The organism is Roseivivax halodurans JCM 10272 (assembly GCF_000521785.1).
In the GTDB taxonomy this organism is placed as follows: Bacteria; Pseudomonadota; Alphaproteobacteria; order Rhodobacterales; family Rhodobacteraceae; genus Roseivivax; species Roseivivax halodurans.
In genome coordinates this window covers 24,900-48,701 of record NZ_JALZ01000017.1, presented here as the reverse complement: position 1 = coordinate 48,701, position 23,802 = coordinate 24,900, and the positions used below count along the sequence as shown (strand labels likewise).

The 23,802-nt window shown below is 67.5% G+C and carries 20 protein-coding genes; 8 read left to right on the top strand and 12 right to left on the bottom strand.

The window, feature by feature from the left end; genetic code table 11:
• Positions 1-7 precede the first annotated feature (7 nt).
• On the bottom strand, positions 8-1,969 hold the full coding sequence (locus tag OCH239_RS14555; RefSeq protein ID WP_037264203.1) for a lytic transglycosylase domain-containing protein: 1,962 nt from the start codon (positions 1,967-1,969) through the stop codon (positions 8-10).
• A gap of 139 nt (positions 1,970-2,108) precedes the next feature.
• Between OCH239_RS14555 and dapA the strand changes: the two genes are divergently transcribed.
• Positions 2,109-2,984 carry a 4-hydroxy-tetrahydrodipicolinate synthase gene (dapA, locus tag OCH239_RS14550; protein WP_037264202.1) on the top strand — a complete coding sequence of 292 codons (876 nt, stop codon included), beginning with the start codon at positions 2,109-2,111 and terminating at the stop codon, positions 2,982-2,984.
• Between the two features lie 25 nt (positions 2,985-3,009).
• Here dapA and OCH239_RS14545 read toward each other — a convergent pair whose 3' ends face one another.
• From OCH239_RS14545 to uraH, 9 genes are all read right to left on the bottom strand, one after another.
• The gene (locus OCH239_RS14545; protein WP_051489496.1) at positions 3,010-3,372 is read right to left on the bottom strand and encodes a DUF4174 domain-containing protein; all 363 of its coding nucleotides are present in this window, start codon (positions 3,370-3,372) and stop codon (positions 3,010-3,012) included.
• A 130-nt stretch (positions 3,373-3,502) separates the two neighbouring features.
• On the bottom strand, positions 3,503-4,837 hold the full coding sequence (locus tag OCH239_RS14540) for a M16 family metallopeptidase (protein ID WP_037264199.1): 1,335 nt from the start codon (positions 4,835-4,837) through the stop codon (positions 3,503-3,505).
• Positions 4,834-6,252, bottom strand: coding sequence for a M16 family metallopeptidase (locus OCH239_RS14535; RefSeq protein ID WP_084782488.1), 1,419 nt, complete (start codon positions 6,250-6,252; stop codon positions 4,834-4,836). The genes OCH239_RS14540 and OCH239_RS14535 overlap by 4 nt, the downstream gene beginning before the upstream one ends.
• A gap of 84 nt (positions 6,253-6,336) precedes the next feature.
• Positions 6,337-6,867, bottom strand: coding sequence for a DUF3035 domain-containing protein (locus OCH239_RS14530; protein ID WP_084782496.1), 531 nt, complete (start codon positions 6,865-6,867; stop codon positions 6,337-6,339).
• A gap of 53 nt (positions 6,868-6,920) precedes the next feature.
• Positions 6,921-7,409 carry a signal peptidase II gene (gene lspA / locus OCH239_RS14525; RefSeq protein WP_037264197.1) on the bottom strand — a complete coding sequence of 163 codons (489 nt, stop codon included), beginning with the start codon at positions 7,407-7,409 and terminating at the stop codon, positions 6,921-6,923.
• Positions 7,410-7,497: 88 nt separating this feature from the next.
• Positions 7,498-9,084: a bifunctional phosphoribosylaminoimidazolecarboxamide formyltransferase/IMP cyclohydrolase gene (purH, locus tag OCH239_RS14520; RefSeq protein ID WP_037264193.1), complete on the bottom strand. Its 1,587-nt coding sequence runs from the start codon at positions 9,082-9,084 to the stop codon at positions 7,498-7,500.
• Positions 9,085-9,096: 12 nt separating this feature from the next.
• Positions 9,097-10,860 (bottom strand): heparinase II/III family protein, encoded by a 1,764-nt coding sequence (locus OCH239_RS14515; protein WP_037264190.1) that lies wholly within the window; start codon positions 10,858-10,860, stop codon positions 9,097-9,099.
• A gap of 121 nt (positions 10,861-10,981) precedes the next feature.
• Positions 10,982-13,504, bottom strand: a complete 2,523-nt coding sequence (locus OCH239_RS14510) for a cation:proton antiporter (RefSeq protein WP_037264187.1) — start codon at positions 13,502-13,504, stop codon at positions 10,982-10,984.
• Between the two features lie 113 nt (positions 13,505-13,617).
• A complete protein-coding gene (gene uraH, locus OCH239_RS14505) occupies positions 13,618-13,977 on the bottom strand; it encodes a hydroxyisourate hydrolase (RefSeq protein ID WP_037264186.1) in 360 nt (119 codons plus the stop codon).
• Positions 13,978-14,133: 156 nt separating this feature from the next.
• Between uraH and puuE the strand changes: the two genes are divergently transcribed.
• The 7 genes from puuE (at position 14,134) to cueR (ending at position 21,831) form a co-directional block, all read left to right on the top strand.
• Positions 14,134-15,546 carry an allantoinase PuuE gene (puuE, locus tag OCH239_RS14500; protein WP_037264184.1) on the top strand — a complete coding sequence of 471 codons (1,413 nt, stop codon included), beginning with the start codon at positions 14,134-14,136 and terminating at the stop codon, positions 15,544-15,546.
• The gene (locus OCH239_RS14495; protein WP_037264181.1) at positions 15,543-16,361 is read left to right on the top strand and encodes a bifunctional allantoicase/(S)-ureidoglycine aminohydrolase; all 819 of its coding nucleotides are present in this window, start codon (positions 15,543-15,545) and stop codon (positions 16,359-16,361) included. Before puuE ends, OCH239_RS14495 begins: the two co-directional genes overlap by 4 nt.
• Before the next feature lie 49 nt (positions 16,362-16,410).
• Positions 16,411-16,896: an ureidoglycolate lyase gene (locus OCH239_RS14490; RefSeq protein WP_037264178.1), complete on the top strand. Its 486-nt coding sequence runs from the start codon at positions 16,411-16,413 to the stop codon at positions 16,894-16,896.
• A gap of 66 nt (positions 16,897-16,962) precedes the next feature.
• Positions 16,963-18,327 (top strand): uracil-xanthine permease family protein, encoded by a 1,365-nt coding sequence (locus tag OCH239_RS14485; RefSeq protein WP_037264175.1) that lies wholly within the window; start codon positions 16,963-16,965, stop codon positions 18,325-18,327.
• Between the two features lie 128 nt (positions 18,328-18,455).
• The gene (locus OCH239_RS14480) at positions 18,456-18,905 is read left to right on the top strand and encodes a hypothetical protein (protein WP_051489495.1); all 450 of its coding nucleotides are present in this window, start codon (positions 18,456-18,458) and stop codon (positions 18,903-18,905) included.
• An 80-nt stretch (positions 18,906-18,985) separates the two neighbouring features.
• A complete protein-coding gene (locus tag OCH239_RS14475; RefSeq protein ID WP_037264174.1) occupies positions 18,986-21,445 on the top strand; it encodes a heavy metal translocating P-type ATPase in 2,460 nt (819 codons plus the stop codon).
• Positions 21,445-21,831: a Cu(I)-responsive transcriptional regulator gene (gene cueR, locus OCH239_RS14470; RefSeq protein ID WP_037264226.1), complete on the top strand. Its 387-nt coding sequence runs from the start codon at positions 21,445-21,447 to the stop codon at positions 21,829-21,831. The genes OCH239_RS14475 and cueR overlap by 1 nt, the downstream gene beginning before the upstream one ends.
• 39 nt (positions 21,832-21,870) lie before the next feature.
• On the opposite strand, the gene OCH239_RS14465 is transcribed toward cueR, so the two are convergent.
• Together OCH239_RS14465 and OCH239_RS14460 are read right to left on the bottom strand one after the other, a co-directional pair.
• The gene (locus OCH239_RS14465) at positions 21,871-22,647 is read right to left on the bottom strand and encodes an ATP-binding cassette domain-containing protein (protein WP_037264172.1); all 777 of its coding nucleotides are present in this window, start codon (positions 22,645-22,647) and stop codon (positions 21,871-21,873) included.
• Positions 22,644-23,723 (bottom strand): ABC transporter permease, encoded by a 1,080-nt coding sequence (locus tag OCH239_RS14460; protein WP_037264170.1) that lies wholly within the window; start codon positions 23,721-23,723, stop codon positions 22,644-22,646. Before OCH239_RS14460 ends, OCH239_RS14465 begins: the two co-directional genes overlap by 4 nt.
• Positions 23,724-23,802: the final 79 nt, after the last annotated feature.

Here is a 23,802-nt window from a genome sequence, read left to right as displayed (position 1 = left end):
CGACGGCCTACTCTCCGACGGGAAGGAGCGTGGCGCCTACGAGTTCCTCCGAAAACGGCACCGGATGCGGGTCGAGCCCGAGACGCGCGCGATAGATCGGCAGGCTCTCGGCCACGCGCATCACATAATTCTGCGTCTCGCGGAACGGGATGAACTCGATGAAGTCGATCACGTCGAGCTCGCCGTGCCGCGGATCGCCGAACCGCTCCATCCACTGCAGCGGGCGCCCCGGCCCGGCATTGTAGCCCGCGGACATCATGACGACGTTGCCGCTGAAGGTCCGCGCGAGATATTCGAGATAGGCCGAGCCGAGCAGCGCGTTCCAGGCAGGGTCCGTGGTCAGCCGCCGTTCCGAATAGGTCTCGCCGAGCCAGCCCGAGACGTCTCGTGCGGTCCCCGGCATCAGCTGCATGAGACCGCGCGCGCCGGCGTGGCTGACGACCACGGGGTCGAACTCGGATTCACGCCGCGCGATCGACAGCACGAGTTCCGTCGGCACCGGAAAACGCCGCGAGGAAAAGTCGGGCAGCGCATAATACGGCGCGTGGACCTCCAGGCCGTCCTCGGCGGCGCGCTTGCCCACCATCACCTGGATATGCGGGAGGTTCATCTCGTCGAGCATGGCTCCGAGCTTGGCGATCTCCTCGCGATCGAGGCTCTCGGTCAGATGGGTGAAGAAACGTTCGGCAAGCGTGTCCTCGCCGGCCGCGAGGAGCATGACGGCCGCTTTGTAGACCGAGCTTTCGGTGAAGCCCGCGCCCTTCCAGTCCGGCGCCGCGCCGCCCGAGAGGCGCGGATCGGGGGCCATGCCCGCCTTCTCGGCGGCGAGGAGCCCGTAGAACGACGTCTGGAACTGCCCCCCGAACCGGTAGGCCTCCTGAGCCGCCGCCGCGTTGCCCGCCGCCTCCTCGGCCCGCCCGATCCAGTAACCGGCCCGGCCGAGCGAGATCGGCGTGTCGACGGCACTCTGCATGTTGCGGAAGTGCTGCGCCGCACGCTCGGGATCGTCGAGGAAACGCAGCGCCAGATAACCGGACAACCATTCGAGATCGGCGTAATCGTACTCGCCCCCCGGGACCATGAAATGGGTCGAGGCGATCTGGTAGGCGGTCTCTGCGTCGCCCGCCCGCATCTTCTCGCGGGCGAGGATCCGCCGCGGAGGTGCCCAGGCGGCAGGCTCCCCAAGCGCCTTGGCGTTGGTCGAGCGCGCTAGCAGCAACGCGATCGCATCGTCGTCCCGCCCCTTGCTGACACGCCATTGAAACCGGTCATGCGCGAGCCCCGGATCGTCGGCGAGACCCGCCGGGACAGCCTCGATCCTCGCGTCGACGCCCGGCTCCATGTCCTGAAGCGCGAGCCGCGCCTCGGCCAGTTTCCGACGGTCGTCGTTCACAAGACCGAGCATGCGCCGGGCGTTCACCGTCCAGCCATTCCAAAGCGTCATGTCGAGCCTGGCTGCATGGTGGTCTCGCAAGAGATCGCCGTGATCCGCAAGGAAGGCCGCGACCTCCTCCGCGGACAAGGCCAGCGTGCGCCACGCCAGCACGACCGTGGCCTCCGCCGCGCCGGTTTCGCCGGCATCGCGCAGCGCCCGCGCGTAGGAGAGCGCTCCCGAGCCCGTCTGCGGGAGCGCGTCCTCGAAGAACGCGCGCACGTCTGCATGCGGCGCCGACACGATGGCCTCTTCGCTCTTTTCCCGCAGGTAGGGCATGCCAGGCCAGTCCGGATTGCGGGCGATGAAATCCGTCACCTGACGCGCGTCTCCGTTCCCGGCGCGCAGGAAATGCCAGAGAATCACGTCGAGCCCGATCTGGCCGTCGCCCCGCGCTTCGATCATCGCCGCGGACCAGTTTCCCTGCCGCATGAGGTCCATGGCGCGTCCAAGAGCCCTGTCCCCGCCCTGAGCGGCGGCCAGCGCAGGCAACAAAAGCACGAAAGGCAGGATCAGCGAGGCCCGCATCACAGACATCAACTTGCAATTTCTAGGGCGAGAGAAGATAGACACGGGCCGGAACATATCTACTCCCGGCCGCGGCTCAACTCACGACTACGAGACAGGGACGGCCTGCCGCCGGTTGGGATCGGAACGCATGAATAAGGAGCGTGTCATGTTCAAGGGATCGATGCCAGCCCTGGTCACGCCGTTCAAGGACGGTGCGGTCGATTTCGGGACGCTCGAAAAACTTGTGGACTGGCACGTCGAGCAGGGCAGCCACGGCATCGTGCCCGTCGGCACCACCGGCGAAAGCCCGACCCTCTCGGCCGAAGAGCACGAAGCGGTTGTCGAATGCGTGGTCGGCCGCGCCGCGGGGCGCATTCCGGTCATCGCCGGCGCGGGCTCGAACAACACCGCCGAGGCGCTGCGGTTTCTCACGCACGCCGAGCGCGTCGGAGCGGATGCCGCGCTTGTCGTGACGCCCTATTACAACAAGCCCACGCAGGCCGGTCTCTATGCGCATTTCAAGATGCTGCACGACGCCTCGACCCTGCCGATCATCATCTACAACATCCCCGGCCGCTCCGCCGTGGACATGACGCCGATCACCATGGGAGAGCTCGCGCAGCTGCCGCGAATCGTCGGCGTGAAGGACGCGACCGGCGATCTCGCCCGCGTCTGCGCCCAGCGGATCACCTGTGGCACCGATTTCCTGCAGATTTCGGGCGAGGATGCGACCGCGCACGGCTTCAACGCCCAAGGTGGCATCGGCTGCATCTCGGTCACGGCGAACGCGGCGCCCCGGCTCTGCGCGGACCTTCAGGAGGCCTGCCTCGCCGGTGATTACAGCCGCGCGCTCGAGCTGCAGGATCGGCTGATGCCGCTGCACCACGCCATCTTCACCGAGCCAGGGGTCTGCGGGGCGAAATACGCGATGGCGCGGCTCGGGCTCTGCGAGGACGAGGTCCGCACGCCGCTCGTGCCTCTGACGGACGCGACGCGCGAGAAGGTCGACATCGGCCTCCGCCATGCGGGGCTGCTCAACTGACAGGTCATGGGGTCCTATCCGGACCTCATTCCTCCCGCATCTCGCGCCGCCGCATCGGCATCGCGTCGATCGTGTCGAAAAGCATGTCCGCAGAGATCGGTTCGGTCCGGGACAGCTTCACGCCACCGTCCTTGCCGATGAGAACGACGAGGAAGTTCTCCGGCGCAAAGCTCTTTCTCAGGGCAGTAGTTGCCCGTGCGGTATCGCCGAGCACGACGATGTCACGTTCGGCAAGCCCCCCTTCGGCATTGCGCAGGATGTCCATCTGCCGGTCGTAGTCCGCATGCCCAGGTGCCGGAGCGAAAACCAGCACGGGCCGGGCGTTCCAGCGGTAGGCGTCGAGGTTCGCGCCGGTCGCGTCTCGGAATATCCCCTGGCTTTCGGCCATACACACTCCTGCCCCCATCACGAGTATCGGCGCCATCGCGAGAAGCGCCCGCCTCGTCGCTCGGAAGGCCGGTGCTGCCTCGAGAAAGACGCACTGCGGAGGGGTGAGGCGCCCTCCGAGTTGCACACACCTATTGGCCCTGCACATCCTGTGCCTCGTCGAATCCCTCCGGATCGCCGACGACCACGAAGCTCAGGGCATCGGGATCAAGCAATTCTCCGGCGACCCGTTTCACATCCTCGACCGTGACTGCCTCGATCTTGCCGTTGCGGGTGTTCACGTAATCGGGGGTCAGGTCGTCCATCTGCATGCCGACCAGAATGCTCGCGATGGCGGCGTTGCCGTCGAAACGAAGCGGATAGGCGCCGGTCAGATAGGTCTTGGCCTGCTCCAGCTCGGCCTCGGTCACGCCTTCACTCGCCATCCTGCCCCATTCGTCGCGGATCACCTCGACCGCCTCGGCGACGGTTTCATTCGACGACTGCACGCGCCCCATCACGAGATCGGCGTAGTCCCGCGTCGCGAGATAGGAATATACGCCATAGGTTAGGCCGCGCTTGACGCGCACTTCCTCGGTCAGGCGCGCCTCAAAGCCGCCACCGCCCAGAATCTCGTTCATCACGTAGGCTGGAAAGAAATCCTCGTCGTGGCGGTCGATGCCCGGCTGTTCGAACACCGCAACCGATTGCGGCGTATCGAACGGCACGACGGTCACGCCTCCGTCCGTCTTGACCTCGATCTTTCGAGGCAGATCTCCCCCGGTTTCCGGCAGGCCTTCCATCAGCGTGTCAATCAGCTCCGACAGCTCTTCCGCAGAGATGTCGCCGGACGCGCCGATGCGCACGCGGTCCTGCACCAGCGCAGTCTCGTGTGCCGCGACGATGTCGTCTCGCGTCAGGCTCGGCACGCTCTCCAGCGTCCCGCTCACCGGTCGCGCATAGGGGTGGTCGCCGAACGCTAGTTCCGCCGCCCGGCGCTCCGCAATCTCTCCGGGGTCGTTCTGCGCAGAGCGCAGGCCCGACATCACCTGGGCGCGCACCCGCTCGATCGCATCCTCGTCGAACCGCGGCTCAGACAGGCTGTCCTGGAGAAGCGCCACCACCTCGTCCATGTTCTCGGTCAGAAAACGGGCGGACACCGAGACCGCATCGTGCCCGGCATCGTAGGAAAAGCTTGCCGCAAGGCTTTCCTGCGCCGCGGCGAACCCGCGGGCATCGAGATCCCCTGCGCCCTCCTCGAGCAGTCCGACCATGAGGTTCGTCACACCCGCCTTGTCGGCCGGGTCGAGCACCGCGCCGCCCTCAAAACGGATCTCGAGCGACACGAACGGAACGCTCTCCTCCTCCACAAGCCAGGCCTCGAAGCCGGCCTCCGTGGTCACCTCCTGGATGTCGATCGCTGCCGCGGCGGGCAGGGCGAAGCCGAACGACGCGACCAGTCCGGTCGCTAGCGCAAGCGTCTTCATTGCGTCTCCTCCGTGCCCTCGGGCTTGTCTTCCACCGCCGGTGCGTCGGCCGAGGCCGGCGTCGGCGTCTGCCCCTGCGTCTCCGCCCCAGTGAGATAACCGGTTATCGAATGGTCCCGGTCGAAGAGGCCTTCGGCTGCCGCAAGGATGTCCTCCTCGGTCACGGCGTCGAGTATCTCGGGCCAGTCCTGCACGTCCTCGACCGTCAGGCCGCTCGTGAGTGCCGATCCGTAGCGCTGCGCGATACCGTCGGAATTGTCGAGCGCGTAGATCTGCTGCGCGCGGATCTGGAACTTGATCCGCTCGAGCTGCTCGGGATCGACGCCGTCCTCCACGAATTCCGACAGGACGCGATCGAGCTCCGCTTCCGCCGATTCGAGGCTCACCCCCTCGGCGGGAACGACCACGAGGCCGAAGCTCGTGTCGTCGAGTTGCGTGCCGCTGTAGAAGGCCGAGGTGTAGACCGCCGCCTGCATCTCGAACTGAAGCTCGCGGTTCAGAACCGAAGTCTGCCCGCCGCCGAGAACCTCCGCGAGGATGGTCAGCGCGGCTGCGCGCTCCTGATCGCCCGGATCCCGCTCGGGCGCGAGATAGGACCGGATGAGGTAGGGTTGGGCGACACGCGGGTCGGCATAGGTCAGCCGGCGTTCCGCACGTTGTGGCGGCTCCTGCGGACGCTGCCGCGGCGCTTCGACCTCCGGATTGGCCTCGAGAGGACCGTAATGCTCCTCTGCGAGCGAACGCACCTCTTCGGGATCGACATCGCCCGCAACGACGAGGATCGCGTTATTGGGGGCGTAGTTCTTCTCGTAGAAGGTCAGAGCAGCCTCGCGATCGAGGGCCTCCATCTCGTGCTTCCAGCCGATGACCGGAATGCCGTAGGGATGGTTGAGGTAGAGCGCCGCGCTCATCTGTTCGTTGAAGAGCGCACCCGGCTCGTTCTCAACCCGCTGGTTGCGCTCCTCGAGGATCACCTGCCGCTCTGTCTGGATGTCCTCTTCGCGGATCCGCAGGTTGACCATACGGTCCGCCTCCATCTCCATCATCCGTTCCAGCCGGTCCGAGGCGACGCGCTGGAAATAGGCGGTCTGGTCCTGGCTCGTGAAGGCGTTGTCGGTTCCGCCGTTCTCGGCGACGACGCGGCTGAACTCGCCCGGCTCCAGCGTTTCAGTGCCCTTGAAGAGCAGATGCTCGAGAAAATGCGCGATACCCGACTCGCCCGGCGGCTCGTCGGCGGCGCCGGCGCGGTACCAGACCATATGTGTGACGACGGGCGCGCGGTGGTTCTCGATCACCACGGCTTCCATGCCGTTGTCGAGAGTGAAGGTCGTCACCTTCTCCTCGATCCTCTCCTGCGCGCCCGCAGGCAGCGCCAGAAGTGCGGCGGCGGCGAGGCCGCTCAGGCGGGTCAGCATGTCGTGGAAGCCTCCTCGTGTCGGTTCTGCATCAAGCTGTGACCGCGCCGGAGTACTTCAAGAAAGCTGACAGAATTGTAAGCTTCAATTCCGGGGCGGCGGTGCCGACGGCGTCCGGATGTTCGTGCCGGGCTGACGCACGCGCGCGAGCCAGTCCTGCGCGTCGAGCGACTGCCGCCGATACGCCCGATTGTACTCGTTGTCGGGCACGAGCTTCCAGTTGAAGATCGAGGCGCGGCGACGGAAGGCCGCATCGGCCGCGGCCAGATCCTGCCGGATGGACCCGTCGACCCCGTTCCGCCCCGCCGCGGCCACCAGAGCCGCGTCGCTGGTGGGAATTCCGCGTTCGGCGAGACGCGAGGGATCGCCGCCAAGAGCCGCGACCGCATCCGCGAGCGGCGTCACGTCGGCCCGGTTGCCGGTTCCGGTCGTGGGCGCCGGCAGTTGCGAGAAGGACGGCGGGTCGGCCAGCGGCTTGTTCGGCACGATCCCGAACTCTTCGGGGCTGCCGCGATAGGTGTTGAGATTGCGTAGATTGGTCTCGCCGTCACGCGCGCTCGAACAGGCTCCGAGCGCCAGAAGCGCCAGCGCGACCGCCATTTGCCGCTTGCTCATCATGCCACTCCGTCCCGTCATCAGCTTGTCCCTACCGCAATCGCTCGGCTGCGTCACGCGCGCTTTTTCCGCTTTCCGCTCGCCGGTGTGCCGGGGAAGAGCACCAGTCCGGCCGCACCCGCAAAGATCGCGATGTCCGCGACGTTGAAGGCGTAAGGGTTGTTGATCCCGCAGCACGACATGTTGAGGAAATCCGCAACCGCGCCGTAGACGAGCCGGTCGACCACGTTTCCGAGCGCCCCGCCAATCAACACGCCGGCCGCGAGGAGGCCCGGCCGACCGGGGGGATCGCGGCGGAGCCACACCAAAACGAAAAGCACGATGCCGAGCGCGACCGCGATCAGGACCCAGCGGGTGAGGTCGGCCTGACCTGAGAAGAGCCCGAAATTGATGCCGTAATTCCACGCCATGCGGAACTCGAGAAAGGGCGGCCAGACCTCGATGACGCCCTTGGCATCGAGCCCGAGCCCGTGCACCACCCAGTACTTCGTGACCTGATCGAGCACGAAGATCAGCGTCGCTGTGATCGCCACCATTCTCATGCCGTGTGCTCCCCTGCCGCAGAGCGCCCAAAGGGCACGCGGGCGGGCACGCTCGCCGCAGGTGGCGGGGCCGTCTTGCGCAGCCCCGTCAATGCCGGAAATGCCGCATGGAGGTCAGCACCATGGCGAGCCCCGCCTCGTCGGCCGCGGCTGTCACCTCGTCGTCGCGCATCGCGCCGCCCGGCTGGATGATCGCCGTCGCGCCCGCCTCGGCCGCGGCCAGGAGCCCGTCCGCGAACGGAAAGAACGCGTCCGACGCCACTGCCGCACCCTTCGTCAGAGGCTCGGAGAGCCCGAGCGCCTCGGCCATGTCCTGCGACTTTCGCGCAGCGATGCGGGTCGAATCAACACGGCTCATCTGACCAGCGCCGATCCCTACAGTGGCGCCGTCCTTGACGTAGACGATGGCATTCGACTTCACGTGCTTGGCGACGGTCCAGGCCATCATCAGATCGCCCATCTCGGCCTCGGAGGGCGCGTGCTTCGTAGCCACCTTGAGATCGTTCCGCGCGACGCTGCCCGTGTCGCGGTCCTGCACGAGGAACCCGCCCGAGACCTGCCGGAAGGTCAGGCCACCCGATTTCGGGTCGGCGAGACCGCCCGTCAGCAGGAGCCGCAGGTTCTTCTTGTTGGCGAAGATCTCCCGAGCCGCGGGGTCCGCGTCGGGAGCGATGACCACCTCGGTGAATATCTCTGTGATCGCCTCCGCCGTCTCCCAGTCGAGCGTGCGGTTCAGCGCCACGATCCCGCCGAAGGCGGAGGTCCGGTCGCAATCGAAGGCCCGACGATAGGCTTCGGCGAGGGTCTTGCCCGTCGCGACGCCGCAGGGATTGGCATGTTTGATGATGGCGCAGGCGGGCGCGTCGCCGCCGAACTCCGACACCAGCTCGAAGGCCGCATCGGTGTCGTTGATGTTGTTGTAGCTCAGCTCCTTGCCCTGCAGCTGCTCTGCGGTGGCGACGCCCGGCCGCGCCGCGCCGTCGACGTAGAAGGCCGCGGATTGATGCGGGTTCTCGCCGTAGCGCAGCGTCTGCGCGAGCGTTCCGGCAAAGACCCTCCGCCGCGGTGCGGTTTCGCCGAGCGCGTCGGCCATCCAGCCCGACACGGCCGCGTCGTAGGCCCCGGTACGCGCATAAGCGGTCAGCGCCAGCTTCTGCCGGAAGGCATAGGAGGTCTGCCCATGGTTGGCGTCGAGCTCGGCCAAAAGCGCGTCGTAATCCTCGACATCCGTCACAACCGCGACATAGGCGTGGTTCTTGGCGCCCGCGCGGATCATCGCCGGGCCGCCGATGTCGATGTTCTCGATCGCAGTCGCGTAATCGGCTCCGCCCGCTACGGCCGCCTCGAAGGGATAGAGGTTCACCACGAGGATATCGATTGCGCCGATCCCGTGCTCCTCCATCGCGGCAGCATGGCTGTCGTCGTCGCGCAGCGCCAGCAGCCCGCCGTGGACCATCGGGTGCAGCGTCTTCACGCGCCCATCCATCATCTCCGGAAAGCCGGTGATCTCGGAAACGTCGCGCACCTCGAGACCCGCATCGCGCATCGCCCGCGCCGTCCCTCCCGTCGAGACGAGCTCGACACCCCGCTCGGAGAGGGAGCGGGCGAGATCCTCGAGCCCGGTCTTGTCGGATACGGAAAGCAGCGCGCGGCGCGGGCGGACGAGGTCTGTCATGGAATGTCCCGGTCAGGTGGCGTCTTCGGTCTCGTCCGCATCGACGCCGGCGGCGGCGAGGTCGCGAATGGCGATCGCGGTTTCCTCGGACTTGGCCAGCGTCCAGCGGACGCGGCTCGCATACTCCATCGCGCGGCCGGATAAAACGACCTGTTTGCACGCTCTCGGCCGCAAGCGTCCGGCCTCGAGATAGACCGACGCCTCAAGCCGCATCGCCGCCTCGGCTCCGGGGCGGAAGATCCAGACTTCGCCCGAGGCAAGCGTAAGTTCCACGGAGGCGCCCTCAGGATCCAGTTCTGCCGCGACATCAGGGTGCAGATGGAACCGGATCCGGTACGGAATGCCGGTCGGCGCCCTTCGGTCTATCGAGCGTTCGAAGACCCGCCGGTCCTGCGCGCTCATCGCGATGAGCATGTCCTCGCCGGTCAGCGTCCGCCCGTCGGTCGACAGCGTCAATGTGCGCGCATGGGTGAGACCATGGGTCGAGACGTAGCCGTCATGCGCGCCCTCGAAGATGGCACCCTCCTCGCCGGTCGCGAGTTCGACCGGCACTCGGGTCGGCGCATCCTCCAGCATCTCGCGCGCCGCGGCGCCGACATGACCCGGCGCGCCGAGCCGGGCACTGGAATATCCGTCGAGACAGAGCGCCGAATGGGACGGGGTCGCCCGCCCGGCGCGGCGCCAATCCGGCCCGAAGCTCGCGCCGTCGCCGCAACTGACGATCAGCGGCCGCCTCCCGGATGTCAGCTCGAAGGCAAGGGTGGAGGCATGGGCGTCGAGAGAGGCCTGACCCGCAGGCGGAGGAGCCGCGTCGATGATGAGGCTCGTTCGACCGGCCGACATCTTGACGAAGCCCATGGCCCGTCCGCTGCGCGGCCGCGTCCGGACGCCCGATGCCGCAAGCGCCTGATCGAGCCGCCCCTCGGCCCCTGCCCCTCCGCCGTGAAACCGCGCGAGCCGGCCGTCCGAGTGCCGCAGCGTGCGCAAGTTCTGCGCCATCGACCTGATCGCGGCGTCATGGGCGGCTCCGGGCGCATCACCACATTCCCTGAGTGCCGAGGCCGCCCATGTGAGCAGGGCGAAGACCTCGAGCAGCTCCTCGGGGTTACGCGTCGCGATCGCACCGTCGGCATGCACGATTCCGCGGCATTCGCGATCGAGGCCCTGCTTGGCCGGCCCGGCATGCCGCGCCATGCCGGCAAGGAACGAGGCCGCGTACAGAAGTCCGGTCAGCGCTTCGATTCGCTCAACTCCGGGCCGCGCCCGCATCCAGCTTCGCGAGAGGTAGATGGCATGCGCCCCCATCGCCCGCCGGAAGGCGTCGGAGGTCTCCTGGTCCGGGCCGCGCAGCAGGAAAGCGGAATGGTGCATCCAGCGGATCAACCGCCGGCCCGCAAGCTGCGGCTGCCACCCCTCGCCTTTGCCGCGGCCATAACGAGCGATCCAGCCCCAGACCCAGCCCTGGGCGAGACTCCTTGCTCCGGGATCCCCGAGTGCCGCCAGATCATCGAGCCACGGGCAGCCCTGGATCACTTCCGCGAAGGCGGCATCGGGCGGGGTCACGTCCCAGATCGACCAGCCGGGGGACTCGACGAGATGGCCCGCGAACATGAGGTTTCCGGCGAGGAGCTGCCGTCCTCTCGCGGGCGACCCGATGCTTCGCGGCTCCGGCATTGCGGCGAATGCGGGCACGGATCGGGATCTGCCCGCACGCCATGCCTCCGCGCGGTTCCGGGCCCGCGCCGCTGCATTCCGCCACTCTGTCAGTCTCGGCATCGTCTCCGGCCTTCCGCCCACCTGTCCCGGCGCGCTGTTTCGGCGAAGGGTATCGGTGCCCCGCCGCGAAGTCACCTTTGCCGCGACATTAAAATGCGGTGCGGGCCAGGGCGTTGCCTCCTCAGGATTCCGCCGCAACCTGCGGCTTTGTCGCCGCCAGTTCCGGCAATTCGATCCCACGCTTCTCGGCGCTCTCGCGCACCGCCTTCTGCACGGCCTTCGACCGTCGCAACAGACGCCGGAAGCGCTGTTCGTCGAGCGCCAGCAGCGTCGACGGGGCGATGGCACGCACCTCGGCCTTTCTTGCGGTCTGCGTCAGCATGGCGAGCTGGCCGAAGAGCTCCCCGCGGCCAAGCCGCCAGCTCTGCCGCGCCGCGCGCAGCTCGACCGCGCCCGAGGCGATGAAATAGACGGTGTCGGCGGTGGTTCCGCGGGTCAGGATCACGTCGCCCTCGTCCGCATAGCGCGTCACCAGCGCACGAGAGAGCCGTTTCAGTGTTCCCTCGTCGAGTTCGGAGAAGAGCGGGAACTGCTTGGCGACCTCCGCCTTCTGCAGAACGATGTCGAGCGCCGGGCGCTTGTCCTCGCGGGCGAACCGCCGGTCGAGGCGCTGCAGCAACTCGGTGTGCAGCTCGACGCCGACGAGCCCCTCGTCGAAGAGCATGTCGTATTCGCGTTTTTCCAGCCGCAGCGCGGTGCGCCGGATGAAGCGGCGTTCCAGCTCTTCGGCGTAGCCGGGATATTGCAGCCGCAGCCCGTCGAGCGCCTGCTCGACCATCTCGGCCCGCCGGTGGAGAAGCTCGTGCAGGACGTCCGCAACGCGGCGGCCATGGATGCGGCGGATGCGCGCCTCGATGAACCGGTCGAGATCGTTGAGAACGAGCCCCTGCAGAAGCAGGATCTCGAACCTGTCCGCGGTCAGCCGCGCCAGCGGATAGGACACGTTCAGCCGGTTGTAGAGCCGCACCGCAAACTTGAACGCCGGGTCGATGCCGACCGCACGCCGCGCGGCGCGGCGGTAGCCGAGGCGACCCGACTGGCGGGCCTGTTCCAGCAGACGGTCGACGTCCGACAGGATGCGGTCGGTGAGGCGCGGCGAGACGGCACGCTCGCGGAACCGGTCGAGGATCATGTCGCGCTCCGCCCCGGCAAGCGCGATGAGGCCCAGCGTCACCCGGTCGCGGTCGAGGATCTCGGCGGAATTCTCCGCCGCCTTCACGGCGCCCTCGAGCCTCTCGCCGAAGATCTTGGCCTCGGACCGCACGATCTCTCGGCTGAGGCCGTAATTCTCGGTGGTCTGCTGGACCTCCTCGCGCACGGTCTGTAGCGCAACGGCAACGACCTGCTTGGCGAGCGCGGCATCGAGCGGGGTGAGCTTGTCGAGACCGAGCCGGCCGATCACGAAACGCAGGCTCGAGCCCTGCACCACGAGAGTGAAAAGCGTGTAGCCCGTGGCAAGGACACCGACCATGCGCTGGATATCCTCGGGGACGCGCGCGCTTTCGGTGACGGCCAGCGCCAGCGCCAGAGTGACGGCACCGCGCAGACCGCCCCAGAGGATCGCCGCCCGATAGGGTCGCTCGACCGGCGGAGAGAGGCGGACGAGCGACAGGAGCGGGAACAGCACGAAGAGGATCACCGCGCGCGCCGCCAGGGCTGCGACGACCACCACAGAGATGAGGCCGATATCCGTCCAGGTGATCCCCTCGAGCAGGCGCGGGATCAGTAGCGCGGCGAGAACGAAGATGAGCGCCCCGGCCCAATGCGCCAGAAGTTCCCACATCTCCTTCATGTTCTGCCAGACCGCGGGCGGCAGGGCGCCGGGCGCGCTGACGTTCACGGTCAACCCCGCCGCCACGACCGCGATCACGCCCGAGGCGCCGAAAACCTGCTCGGCCGCGATATAGGCCAGGTAGGGCAGAGCCACCGACAGCGAGAGCTGCGCCAGCTCGTGCCGTCCGAACCGGCCCATGATCATGATGGCGACCTGACCCAGCAGGACCCCGACCCCCGCCCCTCCGAGGATCAGGAGCGGAAAGCTCCGGAGCGCGTCCCAGAGCGACGGGTCCGGGACGCCGCGCATGACGAACCCCATGAGAAGGCCGAAGAGCGCGATGGCCGCCGCGTCGTTCATCAGGCTCTCGCCTTCGACGATCCGGGCGAGACGGCGCGGCGCGGCGATGGACCGGAAGATCGATACGACCGCCGAGGGATCCGTCGTCGAGACGATCGCCCCGACCAGCAGGCACGCGACAAGGCCGACCCCCGAGGCGAAGGCGAGGGATCCCCCGACCACCACGGTAGAAAACAGCACCGCCACGACCGCCAGCGTCACGATCGGCACCCAATCGTCCAGCATGCGCCTGAGGTTCATCCCCAGCGTCACCTGGAAGAGCAGCGTCGGCAGGAAAACGTAGAGGAAGATGTTCGAGCGGACCGGGAAGTTCAGGACCGCCTCGGCGATGGGGTTGAGCGCATCGGTGAGGTCCGTCCGGAGAAGGAAGCTCGCGCTGCCGCCGATGAAGATGCCGAGCACGGCGAGGATCACCGAATAGGGCAGCCGCAACCGCCCGGCGAGCGGCTCGGCGATCCCCAGAAGCACAAAAAGCGCCGCGATAATCGCGGTAATGACGATCACATCCATGACGCCGCTTTAGACTAGGGCGCGAAGACGGGGAATGGAGGCATACCGTCCGGAAGATGTGTTTCGAACGGTATTCAACTGGCCCGCCCGCCGCTGGATCATTCGCTCCGGCGTCAGCTGCCCCGATAGGTCGAATACCCGAACGGGGAGATCAGCAGCGGGACGTGGTAATGCGCGTCGGCGTCCGAGATGCCGAATCGGATCGGCACTACGTCGAGAAAGCGCGGCTCCTCGGGCGGCACTCCGACCGCGTCGAGATATTCGCCCGCGTGGAAGACAAGCTCGTAGGTCCCGGGGCGGAACACCTCCCTCGGAAGGATCGGCCCGTCAGTGCGGCCATCGGCATTCGTGACGGCCTCGGCAAGCATCTCGCGCTCCGATTCGGTCAGGCGCCAGAGGCTGATCCGCATTCCGGCGGCAGGCAGACCCCGCGCGGTATCGAGGACATGGGTTGTGAGATACCCTTCTGACATGGACGGCTCCTTTCGCAGGCGGTAATCGCGGGCTCTGCCGCAGTATTGGGCGGGTCGTGCATCCGAACGCAGCCCCGGAGCACCTTGCGGAAATTCTTGAAAATCTCCGGCGCAATTCGCCCTTAGGGTGCCGGATCGAACGACATGAGGCCAGAGATGCACCGCTATCCCCGCGACATGATCGGCTACGGCCCGAGCCGCCCGGATCCGAAATGGCCCGGAGGCGCGAAGATCGCCGTGTCTTTCGTGCTGAACTACGAGGAAGGCGGCGAGAATTCGGTGCTGCACGGGGACGCGGCCTCCGAGGCGTTCCTGTCGGACATCGCGGGCGCGCAGCCCTGGCCCGGACAGCGCCACTGGAACATGGAATCGATCTACGAATACGGCGCGCGGGCCGGCTTCTGGCGGCTGCGCGACATGTTCGCCGAAGCGGGCGTGCCGGTCACGGTCTACGGCGTCGCCAGCGCTCTCGCCCGCTCGCCCGAACAGGTCGAGGCGATGAAGGATGCCGGCTGGGAGATCGCCTCGCACGGCCTCAAATGGGTCGAGCACAAGGACATGCCCGAGGACGAAGAGCGCGCGTCCATCCTCGAGGCGATCCGCCTGCACGAGGAGGTCGTCGGCGAACGCCCCCGCGGCTGGTACACCGGCCGCTGTTCGGAAAACACCGTCCGGCTCGTCGCCGAGGAAGGTGGCTTCGACTGGCTGTCCGACACCTACGACGACGATCTGCCCTACTGGCGCCGGATCGGCACGCGCGACCAGCTGGTGATCCCCTATACGCTTGAGGCGAACGACATGCGCTTCGCGACCGCCCCGGGCTACATCACGGGCGAGCAGTTCTACACCTACCTCAGGGACAGCTTCGACCAGCTCTATCGCGAAGGCGATGCTGGTCGCCCCGCGATGATGACGATCGGCCTGCACAACCGTCTGATCGGCCGCCCCGGCAAGGCGGCAGGTTTGCGCCGGTTCCTCGATCATATCGCTGGTTTCGACGGCGTCTGGGTCGCCCGCCGCGCCGACATCGCGCGCCACTGGGCGATAACCCATCCGCCCGCGGCAACCGAACGTCCCTCCGAGATGGACCGTGCCCGCTTCGTCGAGGCCTTCGGCGGCATCTACGAACATTCTCCCTGGATCGCCGAGCGCGCCTTCGATCTCGAGCTCGGCCCGGCGCACGACCGGCCCGCGGGCCTCGCCAATGCGCTCGCCCGCATCTTCCGCACGGCGACGGAGGAAGAGCGCCTCGGCGTCCTGCGCGCCCACCCCGATCTCGCCGGCAAACTCGCGGGGGCAAAGCGACTGACCGAGGCCTCGAGTTCCGAACAGGCGAGCGCCGGCCTCGACGCGCTCACAGATGACGAACGCGAGACCTTCACCAGGCTCAACGATGCCTATACCGCCAAGCACGGCATTCCCTTCATCATCGCCGTGCGCGATCACGACAAGGCCGGCATTCTTGCCGCCTTCGAGCGCCGTCTCGAGAACGACAGCGCCTCCGAGATCGGGGAGGCCTGCCGGCAAGTCGAGCGCATCGCGCGCCTCAGGCTGGAGGCGCTGTCGTGACCAGCTACGCATTCCCACCCGGCGGCCTGCCCGATCAGGACGTCTCGCCCGAGGGTCGCGCGGTCTTCACCACCGCCTATGCGGTTCTGCCCGCGGCGACGATGCGCGACATCGTCACCTCGCTCCTGCCCGGCTGGACCGGCACCCGCGCCTGGATCCTCGCCCGCCCGCTCACCGGGTTTGCCGAGACCTTCGCGCAATACGCGATCGAGCTTGCGCCGGGTGGCGGCTCGGACACGCCAGAACCCGACCCGGACGCGCAGGCGGTGCTCTTCGCCGCGCAGGGACAACCCCGGCTCACTATCGGGGACGAAACCCACGATCTGAGCCCCGGCAGCTACGCCTACATCCCCGCCCGGACACGCTGGACGCTCCGGAACCCCACCGATGCGCCTTGCGGCCTGCACTGGATCCGCAAGCGGTTCGTCCCCGCAGAGGGCCTCGAGCCGCCCGCGGCGTTCGTCACCCACGACAGCGAGGTGCAGGCAGTGGCCATGCCCGGCACGAACGGTGTCTGGGCAACCCAGCGCTTCGCCGATCCGGCCGACCTGCGCTTCGACTTCCACGTCAATATCGTGTCCTTCGAGCCCGGAGGCCGCATCCCCTTTGCAGAGACGCATGTGATGGAGCACGGCCTCTACGTGCTGCAGGGCGAGGCCGATTACCTTCTGAACGACACTTGGGTGCCTGTCGGCCCGGGGGATTTCATGTGGCTGCGCGCCTTCTGCCCGCAGGCCTGCATCGCCAAGGGCAGCGAGCCCTTCCGGTACCTTCTCTACAAGGACGTGAACCGCCACCCGGAGCTCGTGTTATGATCGGGCCACGCTCACCTTGGCCCGACCGCACGCACAAGGCGCGTCCCTGATGCGATCCATTGCCGCCCGCCCCCTCACCGAAACGAATTTCGCCCCGTTCGGCGAGGTCCTCGACTGCGACGGTGACCCCGACCGCATCATCAACCGCGGCCTCTGCGGACGCTGGCACGACCGCGCGCTCATCGACACCGACGACAGCGGCCGCCCCGGCATCAGCCTCTTTCTCGCCGAACCGCGCGAGCTGCCTTACAGGCTCGACCTCGTCGAGCGGCATCCGGAGGGAAGCCAGGCCTTCCTTCCCATGCACGAGCACCCCTGGCTCGTCGTCGTGGCAGAGCCCGGCGACCTCCCCGGTCCGATCCACGCCTTCATCGCCGCACCGGGACAGGGCGTGAACTTCGCCCGCGGGACATGGCACGGCGTTCTCACCCCGCTTCACGCGCCGGGCCGGTTCGCGGTGATCGACCGCATCGGTCCCGGCGCGAACCTGCAGGAGCACGAGCTCGAGGAGCCCGTGCTGATCACCGGGCCATAGGGCCCTTACCGCCTGCGACCCGGGCGCCAAGATCCGGGCCGGCCCCATCCGACAGGGACTCGACCGATGACTGAAGCGACCTTGCACCACGATCCGAGCCTCGGCACGCCCGAGCAGCTCGCGAATCCCGATTACACGCCGCCGCTCGCCAAGGCGGTACCGCTCGGCATCCAGCACGTGCTGGCGATGTTCGCCTCGAACGTGACGCCCGCGATCATCGTCGCGGGCGCGGCCGGCTTCGGCTTCGGCTCGGACAGCCCCGAATTCCCGAACCTCATCTACATGATCCAGATGTCGATGCTCTTTGCCGGCATTGCCACGCTCTTCCAGACCATCGGCATGGGTCCGGTCGGATCGCGGCTCCCCATCGTGCAGGGCACGAGTTTCGCCTTCCTGCCGATCATGATCCCTGCGGTGGCCGGTCAGGGCACTGCGGGACTGGCGGGACTCATGACCGGTATCGTGATCGGAGGGATCTTCCACTTCACGCTCGGATCGGTGGTCGGGCGGATCCGCTACGCGCTTCCGCCGCTCGTCACCGGCCTCATCGTCCTGATGATCGGCCTCGCCCTTATCCGCGTCGGCATCCAGTATTCCGCGGGCGGCGTTCCCAAGATCGGCACGCCGGATTACGGAACCCTGGCGATGTGGATCCCGGCGCTGACCGTGGTGATCGTGACCGTCGCGATCAAGTTCTTCACCCGCGGCCTGATATCCGTCGCCGCCGTCCTGATCGGGCTCTTCGCCGGCTACGTCGTGGCGCTGGCGATGGGCCAGGTGAGTTTCGGAAATGTCGCCCGTGCCGCCACCTTCGCCCTTCCCGATCCCTTCCGGTGGGGTGTGGAATTCAACGCCGCCATCATCATCGGCATGTGCTTCATGGCGGTGATCTCGGCGATCGAGACGGTGGGCGACGTCTCAGGCATCACAAAGGGCGGCGCGGGGCGCGAAGCGACCGACCGCGAGATCTCGGGCGCGACCTATGCCGACGGTCTTGGCACCGCGATCGCCGGCATCTTCGGCGGACTGCCGAACACCTCCTTCAGCCAGAACGTCGGCCTCATCTCGATCACCGGGGTGATGAGCCGCCACGTCGTGACCATCGGCGCGATCTTCCTGATCCTGTGCGGGCTTCTGCCCAAGGTCGGGGCGGTCGTTTCCACGGTTCCGATCAACGTGCTCGGCGGCGGCGTCATCGTCATGTTCGGCATGGTCTGCGCCGCCGGCGTCAACATGCTCTCGGAGGTGACCTGGTCGCGGCGCAACATGGTAATCTTCGCGATCTCGCTGTCCGTCGGGTTCGGCCTTCAGCTCGAACCGGAGGCGCTCCAGCATCTGCCGGAGACGTTGCGGATCCTGCTGACGAGCGGCCTTCTGCCCGCGGCGGCGCTTTCGATCTCGCTGAACCTCCTGCTGCCGGACGATTTCTGAGCGGCTTCCTGCTCTTCGACCACGTCCCGTCCGCTTCGGACGGGACATGTCCCGATCCCGGTATGGCCGGATACGATTGACTAACCCGACAATTTTTATAAGGTTCTGGCGAAGCAAGCGAGAGCCCCATGCCAGATACCCATCGACCCGCGCGGTACGTTGCCGATCTCACCCGGCCCGAGGCCCGGCTCGTCTCGATGCTGCGACATTGGCGGATGGGGCCAGAGGCGCAGGAGCAGGTCTGGGCGGATCTTGCGGCCGCGCTTGGACCTCCGCGCGCCCGCGCCTGCCTCTCGGCATTCGAAACCTTCGCCGCTCATCTTGCGCGCTCGGCCTGGTTGCCGCCCGCGCTGAACGCGCCCGGAGCGGAGACGCTGACCGATGATGAAGATGCGATCTGCCGCATCGTCACGGCCGCGTCGGAAGGCCAGCGCGAAGACGCGTTGCTGCACGCATCTTTCCTCGTCCGCCCTGAAACGCTCCTGCCGCTCGTCCACGCAGCCGAACGGACCGGATTGCCGCTGCTCTGCGCCGAGTGCAGGGCTCGCCTCACGGTGTGTCGCCGCCTTTCGAACTGACATCGGAGAAGGTGGCAACGGGCTCTTGACCTTCCAGTTGCGGGAACCCCCATATCCCGTTTCGAAAGGAGGGCGACGCCATGCCCGCTGCCTTGAGATTCGAGATCGACGGAATGCATTGCGCCGGCTGTGTCGGCCGCGCCGAGCGCGCCCTCGAGGCCGCGCCGGGCGTCTCCGGCGCGCAGGTGAACCTTGCGACGGAAGTCGGGCAGGTCGCGGTCGGAGACGCCCGCGCGGTCAGGACCGCGCTTGCCGAGGCCGGCTATCCCGCCCGCGAGGACACATACCGGTTTGCCGTCAGCGGCATGCATTGCGCATCCTGCACGTCGCGTGTCGAGGATTCGCTGGCGCGCCTCAGCGGTGTGGTGTCAGCCCGCGTGAACCTCGCCGCGGAGATTGCGGAAGTGACGGCCCTCCGAGGATCGATCGAGGCTTCGGACATCGTCGACGCGATCGAGGCCAGCGGGTACGGCGCAAGACCGATCGACGGCACGGCCCCTCGCGAGGAAACCCGCGCGGCAGAGGCCCGTACGTTGCAGCGCGACCTGATTATCGCGGCGGCCCTGACCCTGCCGGTCTTCCTGATCGAGATGGGCGGCCACCTCGTCCCCGCGCTGCACCACTGGACAGAGTTGACGCTCGGCGGCACCTGGAACTGGATCCAGCTCGCTCTGGTGACCACCGTGCTCTGCGTGCCGGGGCGGCGCTTCTTCACCACCGGGCTCAGGCTGCTGGCCCGGGGCACCCCCGACATGAACAGCCTCGTCGCGCTTGGCGCAGGTGCCGCGTGGGGGTATTCGACCCTCGTGACCGTCGCTCCGGACGTGCTGCCCGACGGCGCGCGTTCGGTCTATTTCGAGGCGGCGGCTGTGATCGTGACGCTGATCCTGCTCGGCCGGTGGCTGGAAGCGCGGGCGAAGGGCCGGGCGGGCGATGCCATCCGCGCCCTCATGGCACGCCGGCCCGCGACCGCGCGGGTACGCCGCGACGGCGACGTGCGCGAGATTGCGGCCGATGAGGTCGTCCCCGGGGACGTGATCGAGCTTCGGCCCGGCGAAACCGTGCCCGTGGACGGGGTACTGATCGAAGGCCGCGCCCGGATCGACGAAGCGATGCTCACCGGCGAGCCCGCCCCGGTCCTGAAGGGCGAGGGCGACGCGCTCACCGGCGGGACGGTCAACGGTGCCTCGGCGCTGGTGATGCGCGCCACCGCCGTCGGGTCGGACACGACGCTCTCGCGTATCGTCCGGATGGTCGAGGAGGCGCAGGGCTCGAAGTTGCCCGTGGAGGCACTGACCGAAAGGGTCGTGCGGGTCTTCGTGCCCGCCGTTCTCGTTATCGCGGCGATGACTGTAGTGGCCTGGCTCGCCCTCGGACCCGGGCTGACTGAAGCGCTTCTCGCGGGCGTTTCGGTGCTCATCATCGCCTGCCCCTGCGCAATGGGTCTTGCGACCCCGGTGTCGATCCTCGTCGGGACGGGACGGGCGGCGGAACTCGGCGTGCTCTTCCGAAAGGGCGATGCGCTGCAGCGGCTCTCGGACGCGCGTGTCGTCGCCTTCGACAAGACCGGCACCCTGACCGAGGGACGGCCCGAACTCGTGTTCCGCAAAGCCGCCGGCGAGAGGGATGAGGATGACGTCCTGCGTCTCGTGGCCGCGGCGGAGGCGGGGTCGGAACACCCTCTCGCCCGCGCTCTCGACCGCGCGGCGGGGAACGACCTTCCCCTTGCCGAGGACGTGACCGCCATCGAAGGACGCGGGCTGTCCGCGCGCGTCGACGGACACGACCTGCTCGCCGGCTCGGCCCGACTGATGCGGGAGCGCGGGATCGCGGTGGACGAACTCGAGGACGACCTGCGGCAGGTTCAGGAGCGCGCCGAGACGCCCGTTCTAACCTCCGTCGACGGGCAGATCGCCGCTCTCTTCGGTGTCGCGGACCGGGTGAAGCCATCAGCGCTGGCAGCGATCGAAACGCTGCGCGAAGCCGGGATGCGGATCGCGATGCTGACAGGTGACACCCGCGGCACGGCAGAGGCTCTCGCGCGCCGGCTCGACATCGACGATGTGCGCGCGGAGCTTCTGCCGGAGGACAAGGCAGGCGTCATCGCCGAACTACAGAAGCGCCACGGTGCGACCGCCTTCGTCGGCGACGGGATCAACGACGCCCCGGCGCTCGCGGCGGCGGATGTCGGCCTCGCCATCGGCACGGGCACCGACATCGCGATCGAGGCGGGCGACGTGGTGCTGGTCTCGGGCGACGTGACAGGCGTTGCGACTGCGCGCCACCTCTCGCGGCGCACCATGCGGAACATCCGGCAGAACCTCGTCTGGGCCTTCGGCTACAACGTCCTGCTGATCCCCGTCGCCGCAGGAGCGCTCTACCCCGCCTTTGGGCTGCTCCTGTCGCCGATGATCGCGGCCGCGGCGATGGCCTTGTCCTCGGTCTTCGTGGTGACCAACGCGCTGCGGCTTAGGAAGGTGAACGCGCCAAGCCAGGTTGAAGCTACGGCGCACTTGAAAACGGAGGCGCATCCGGCATGATGAGCATCGGCGAGATCGCGGACAAGGCCGGCCTGCCCGCCAAGACCATCCGCTATTACGAGGAGATCGGCCTCGTCGCACCGCAGCGGGGCGAGAACGGATACCGGGCGTTCTCGCAGAACGACCTGCACCGCCTCGCCTTCCTCGCCCGGGCGCGGGCGCTCGGCTTCTCGATCGAGGATTGCCGGACGCTCGTCGCTCTCTGGGACGACGAGGGGCGCGCCTCGGCCGACGTCAAGCGCGTCGCCGAGGCGCATCTCTCGCATATCGACGAGAAGATCGCGCAGCTGCGCTCCATGCGCGAGACGCTCGGGCATCTGGTCGAGGCCTGCCACGGCGACGAGAGGCCGGACTGCCCGATCCTGAAGGACCTCGCGCCGGAGTAGCTGGGACCGGGGGCGACTGGCATCCGGCCCCGACCCGTCTCAGGCCGCGCGCACCTCTTCGGGCTCCTTGGCGCCGGTCATGTAGGCCACCGCGTCGTTCATCGTATGCGCCTTGGGATCAATCACGCAGAGCCTCTTGCCGAGGCGGTGGACGTGGATCCGGTCGGCCAGTTCGAAGACATGCGGCATGTTGTGGCTAATGAGCACGATCGGGATACCCCGCGCCCTCACGTCCTGGATGAGCTCGAGTACCTTGCGGCTTTCCTTGACCCCGAGCGCCGCCGTCGGCTCGTCGAGGATGATCACCTTGGACCCGAATGCGGCGGCACGGGCCACCGCCACGCCCTGACGCTGACCGCCGGAAAGCGTTTCCACCGCCTGATTGATGTTCTGGACCGTCGTCAGGCCGAGATCGTTCAGCTTCTCCCGCGCGACCCTCTCCATCTCCGCCTTGTCGAGCTGACGCAACAACGATCCCATCATGCCTTTCTTCCGGATCTCGCGACCCATGAACATGTTGTCCACGATCGACAGCGCCGGAGACATGGCGAGGGTCTGGTACACCGTCTCGATCCCGTATCCGCGGGCCTCGATGGGGGAGGCGAAGGTCACGGGTTTGCCGTCGAGCAGGATCTCCCCTTCATCCGGGATCACGGCGCCGGACAGCGCCTTGATCAGCGTCGATTTGCCCGCTCCGTTGTCGCCGATCACGGCGAGGATCTCACCGGGATAGAGGTCGAAATCGCAGCGGTCGAGTGCGGTCACCTTGCCATAGCGCTTGGTCAGGCCGCGGCCCTTGAGCATCGGTTCGGTCATGACGTCACCTTTCTGATCCACTGGTCCACGGCCACGGCGCCGATGATGAGCGCGCCGATGAGCAGGTAGGTCCATTGCGCGTTCGCCCCGGCCATCCTGAGACCCAGCTCGAACGTTCCGACGATGAGCGCTCCGAAGAACGCGCCCCATATCGACCCCCGCCCGCCAAAGAGCGAGATGCCCCCGATCACCACCGCCGTGATAGACTGGATGTTGCCGACGACCCCGGTCGAGGCCGAGGGCGAAACGGAGCCGAAGCGGCCGATCATGACCCATCCGGCAAGCCCGCAGATGAAGCCGGCGGTCATATAGACCGACATGATCGTGCCGTGGCGGTTGACGCCAGCGAGCTCGGCCGCCTCCGCGTCGTCGCCCACGGCATAGACATGGCGGCCCCAGGCGGTCGAGCGGAGGACGTAGGCCAGCACCACCACGATGAGGATCATCGTCACGACGCCGAGCGTGATGACGGCGCCTCCGACCTCGAACCTCATTCCCATGAACCCGAGGAGCGGCGCGCTCTCCCGGATGTCCTGCGAGCGGATCGTCTCGTTCTTGGAATAGAGGTAGTTCGCGGCGAGCACGATCTGCCACATGCCGAGCGTGACGATGAAGGGCGGCAGCTTGACCCGGCTGACGAGCCAACCCGACACCGCCCCGATTCCGGTGCCGATGGCGAGGCCGCAGGCGATCCCGACCGGAGCCGGTATCCCGTAGCGGAAGGTGAACTGGCCCATGATCACCGAGCAGAAGACGGCCATGGCGCCGACCGAGAGATCGATCCCGGCGGTGAGGATGATCAGCGTCTGCGCAGCGGCAAGGACGCCAACGATCTGCACCTGCTGCAGGATCAGCGTCAGCGTGCCCGGCGAGAAGAAGCGCTCGCCGAGTGTCACCCCGAAGATGAGGATCGCTGCCATGAGGACGATCAGCGGAACCAGCGCGGGGGTGGCATGCAGGGCGTTGTGGAACCTGCCGAAGAGCCCCTTCTCGTGCGCCTCGAATTCGGCAAGCGATGTGCTCGCGCCAGAGAGCGAGGACTCGTAGTCCTGCCCCCTGCCAGTTGAGTCTGACATGGGTTCCTCCCTCCGAGCGATGCGCCCGGTATAGCTTTGTCGGCGGTTCGGTCCGCCCTGCCGCTCATCCTAGCACAGA

Excerpts from the sequence above, each read along its gene's own strand:
- OCH239_RS14555 (WP_037264203.1), bottom strand. The coding sequence starts at position 1,969 with ATGTCTGTGATGCGGGCCTCGCTGATCCTGCCTTTCGTGCTTTTGTTG.
- dapA (WP_037264202.1), top strand. The coding sequence starts at position 2,109 with ATGTTCAAGGGATCGATGCCAGCCCTGGTCACGCCGTTCAAGGACGGT.
- OCH239_RS14545 (WP_051489496.1), bottom strand. The coding sequence starts at position 3,372 with ATGGCCGAAAGCCAGGGGATATTCCGAGACGCGACCGGCGCGAACCTC.
- OCH239_RS14540 (WP_037264199.1), bottom strand. The coding sequence starts at position 4,837 with ATGAAGACGCTTGCGCTAGCGACCGGACTGGTCGCGTCGTTCGGCTTC.
- OCH239_RS14535 (WP_084782488.1), bottom strand. The coding sequence starts at position 6,252 with ATGCTGACCCGCCTGAGCGGCCTCGCCGCCGCCGCACTTCTGGCGCTG.
- OCH239_RS14530 (WP_084782496.1), bottom strand. The coding sequence starts at position 6,867 with ATGAGCAAGCGGCAAATGGCGGTCGCGCTGGCGCTTCTGGCGCTCGGA.
- lspA (WP_037264197.1), bottom strand. The coding sequence starts at position 7,409 with ATGAGAATGGTGGCGATCACAGCGACGCTGATCTTCGTGCTCGATCAG.
- purH (WP_037264193.1), bottom strand. The coding sequence starts at position 9,084 with ATGACAGACCTCGTCCGCCCGCGCCGCGCGCTGCTTTCCGTATCCGAC.
- OCH239_RS14515 (WP_037264190.1), bottom strand. The coding sequence starts at position 10,860 with ATGCCGAGACTGACAGAGTGGCGGAATGCAGCGGCGCGGGCCCGGAAC.
- OCH239_RS14510 (WP_037264187.1), bottom strand. The coding sequence starts at position 13,504 with ATGGATGTGATCGTCATTACCGCGATTATCGCGGCGCTTTTTGTGCTT.
- uraH (WP_037264186.1), bottom strand. The coding sequence starts at position 13,977 with ATGTCAGAAGGGTATCTCACAACCCATGTCCTCGATACCGCGCGGGGT.
- puuE (WP_037264184.1), top strand. The coding sequence starts at position 14,134 with ATGCACCGCTATCCCCGCGACATGATCGGCTACGGCCCGAGCCGCCCG.
- OCH239_RS14490 (WP_037264178.1), top strand. The coding sequence starts at position 16,411 with ATGCGATCCATTGCCGCCCGCCCCCTCACCGAAACGAATTTCGCCCCG.
- OCH239_RS14485 (WP_037264175.1), top strand. The coding sequence starts at position 16,963 with ATGACTGAAGCGACCTTGCACCACGATCCGAGCCTCGGCACGCCCGAG.
- OCH239_RS14480 (WP_051489495.1), top strand. The coding sequence starts at position 18,456 with ATGCCAGATACCCATCGACCCGCGCGGTACGTTGCCGATCTCACCCGG.
- OCH239_RS14475 (WP_037264174.1), top strand. The coding sequence starts at position 18,986 with ATGCCCGCTGCCTTGAGATTCGAGATCGACGGAATGCATTGCGCCGGC.
- cueR (WP_037264226.1), top strand. The coding sequence starts at position 21,445 with ATGAGCATCGGCGAGATCGCGGACAAGGCCGGCCTGCCCGCCAAGACC.
- OCH239_RS14465 (WP_037264172.1), bottom strand. The coding sequence starts at position 22,647 with ATGACCGAACCGATGCTCAAGGGCCGCGGCCTGACCAAGCGCTATGGC.
- OCH239_RS14460 (WP_037264170.1), bottom strand. The coding sequence starts at position 23,723 with ATGTCAGACTCAACTGGCAGGGGGCAGGACTACGAGTCCTCGCTCTCT.